Source organism: Streptomyces albidochromogenes (genome assembly GCF_005981925.1).
Lineage (GTDB): Bacteria > Actinomycetota > Actinomycetes > Streptomycetales > Streptomycetaceae > Streptomyces > Streptomyces albidochromogenes.
In genome coordinates this window covers 1-2,165 of the sequence record NZ_VBVX01000541.1, presented here as the reverse complement: position 1 = coordinate 2,165, position 2,165 = coordinate 1, and the positions used below count along the sequence as shown (strand labels likewise).

At 74.5% G+C, this 2,165-nt stretch carries 1 pseudogene; it reads right to left on the bottom strand.

Annotated features, from left to right (window positions below):
* Positions 1-294 precede the first annotated feature (294 nt).
* Positions 295-1,837 (bottom strand): annotated as a pseudogene (locus tag E2E34_RS33605) (TROVE domain-containing protein).
* Positions 1,838-2,165: the final 328 nt, after the last annotated feature.

The following is a 2,165-nucleotide window of genomic DNA, read 5'->3' as shown; positions in this document are numbered from 1 at the left end:
GTGCAGGCGTCGCAGCAGATCATGGTGGTGACCGACGAGGAGGGCCGCGTGCTGTGGCGCGACGGCGACCGGGGGGTGATGCGCAAGGCCGACGGCATCTGCCTGGAGGCGGGCGCGGCGTGGAGCGGGTGGAGGTGGTCCCTCCGCCCCACCCGGCGGACCTGCTCCCCCACTCCACGGCACCGGCGATCACAGCCGCGCGCCGCCTGCCGGCCTAGGCGGTGTCACGCCGGCCCAGGCGGTGTCCCGCCTTGCCGGGCCGTGCCTTTCCGCCGGCACGGCCGTGGCTCGCCCTCAGGCCGGATCATCGGACCACGGCCACGCGGCCCCCCGGCCGGCCTCGATGAGGCCGGCCGTGCGGAACGCGGCGTCCGTGAGGCCGCCGAAGGTGTGCCGGTGGGGGCCCGTGGGGCCGTGGGCGGGCCGGTACCCCGCCAGGTTCCACGTGTAGACCGGGATGTCGGCCGGGACCGCTTCGGTTGGCCCGCCGGGATCGTAGGAGGCGCTCTGCTCGTCGGTGACGATCAGGACCCGGTCGTGCTCCCGGTAGTGCTTGCGCACCGCCTTCGCGGTGTACGTGCCCCCCATGCTGCGGAAGCGTTTCAGCACCTCGAGCACCGGCTCGCCCGGCTCGAACGGCACCTGCGCGCTGCCCCAGCCGAACTCCACCAGATCCGCCTGCTCGGCCCGCATGGCGAGCGCGGTGCCGAACACGGCCGCCGCGTCCGCGCGGGTCAGCCGGGAGCGCTCGGAGACGGTGTCCCAGAACATGGAGTCGGACCGGTCCACCAGGATCAGGGTCCGGCCGGGCAGCGCCGGTACGTTGGCCAGGGAGTGGCCCAGGGCCCGTTCCAGCGCGGCCGCCCAGCGCGGCGACGGCGCGTGCTGGTGCGCGGCCAGGTAGCGGAAGGGGAACTGCCGGGAGCGGGCGACCTCGCAGGCGTCCGAGAGCCGTGCGGCGACCCGTGCCGCGACGTCGTCCGAGACCCCCGCCTCGTCGAAGTTCCGCAGGTTCCGCAGGAGCGCCATCGGCCCCATCGTGGGAATCACGGCTTCCCAGACGGCGGCGTCCATCGGTCCCTGGAGCCAGCCCGCCAGGGCCTCCCACGTCATACCCGCCGCGGCCAGCCGCTCGGCGCCGCCCGGCCCGGTCACCACCGCCCGCCGCTCGTCCGCGGGCGAGGCCATCAGCGCCCCGTGGGCGGTCAGCAGGGGGTCGCCGGCCGGCGCCACCGCCCGCTCCGGGTGGTGGCGGCGGTCGAGGGCGTACCGGAAGAGCGCGCCCTGCCAGGGTTTGGCCGGGTCGGGGGAGGCGTGCACCAGGTTGAGCACGTCGCCGAAGCGGAAGCCGTGGGAGGCGGTGTCGTACTTGAGCAGGGACCGGGAGGTGTACAGCCGGCGCACGCCGTCGGCGATGCCGCGCTTCACGGGCTGCGGTACGCCGCGTCCGTACACCGAGACCCAGTGGGCGAGCAGCTCGCCGGGCTCGTCGGCGCGCTGGAGCACCGAGTCGATCACGGACCGGTTGGACGGCCCCGCCGAGATCCCGGCCTTGAGCCGGGCCCGCACGTACGCGGCGGCGCCGACCAGGGACGCCGTGCGCATGTTGCCCTCGCCGCGCAGCCAGCGCAGCAGGCCGGCCGTCCACTCGGGGTCCTGGACGGCGAGTTCACCGACGAGCCGGACGTACCGGTCGTCCCGCTCCTGACCGCTCTCGTAGAAGGTCCGCTGGGAGACGAAGTTGCCGACCGCGAGGAGGTAGAGCTCCTCGCGGGGCTCCCGGACGAAGGCCGGGCCGCCCGCGTGGGTGCGGATGACGTCCGGTGCGCCGGGCCAGTGGCGTGGGCCCGGCAGGGCGGGCGCGTGGGGGAGCCGTGGCGAGGACAGGGAGCGGGCGGCGGCCGAGACGTGCGGGGCCACGAGCATCTCGGACCACATCTTGGAGACGCGTGGGGTGTGACGAGGCAGCGAATCCCCCCGGATTCAAAGGACGGAAGCCCGGCCGAGACATCCGACGGGGCGAAACACGCCCGCGCCGCCGAGATCAAAGGGGCGGCGGCGTCACTTGGTTTTCGAAGGAAGTAGCCGCAGCCGAGCGCATCGGAGGCGCGGTCGCGACGCCAAGCTACAAGAGCCGCCGGGCGCACACCAGCGAATAAAAGGGG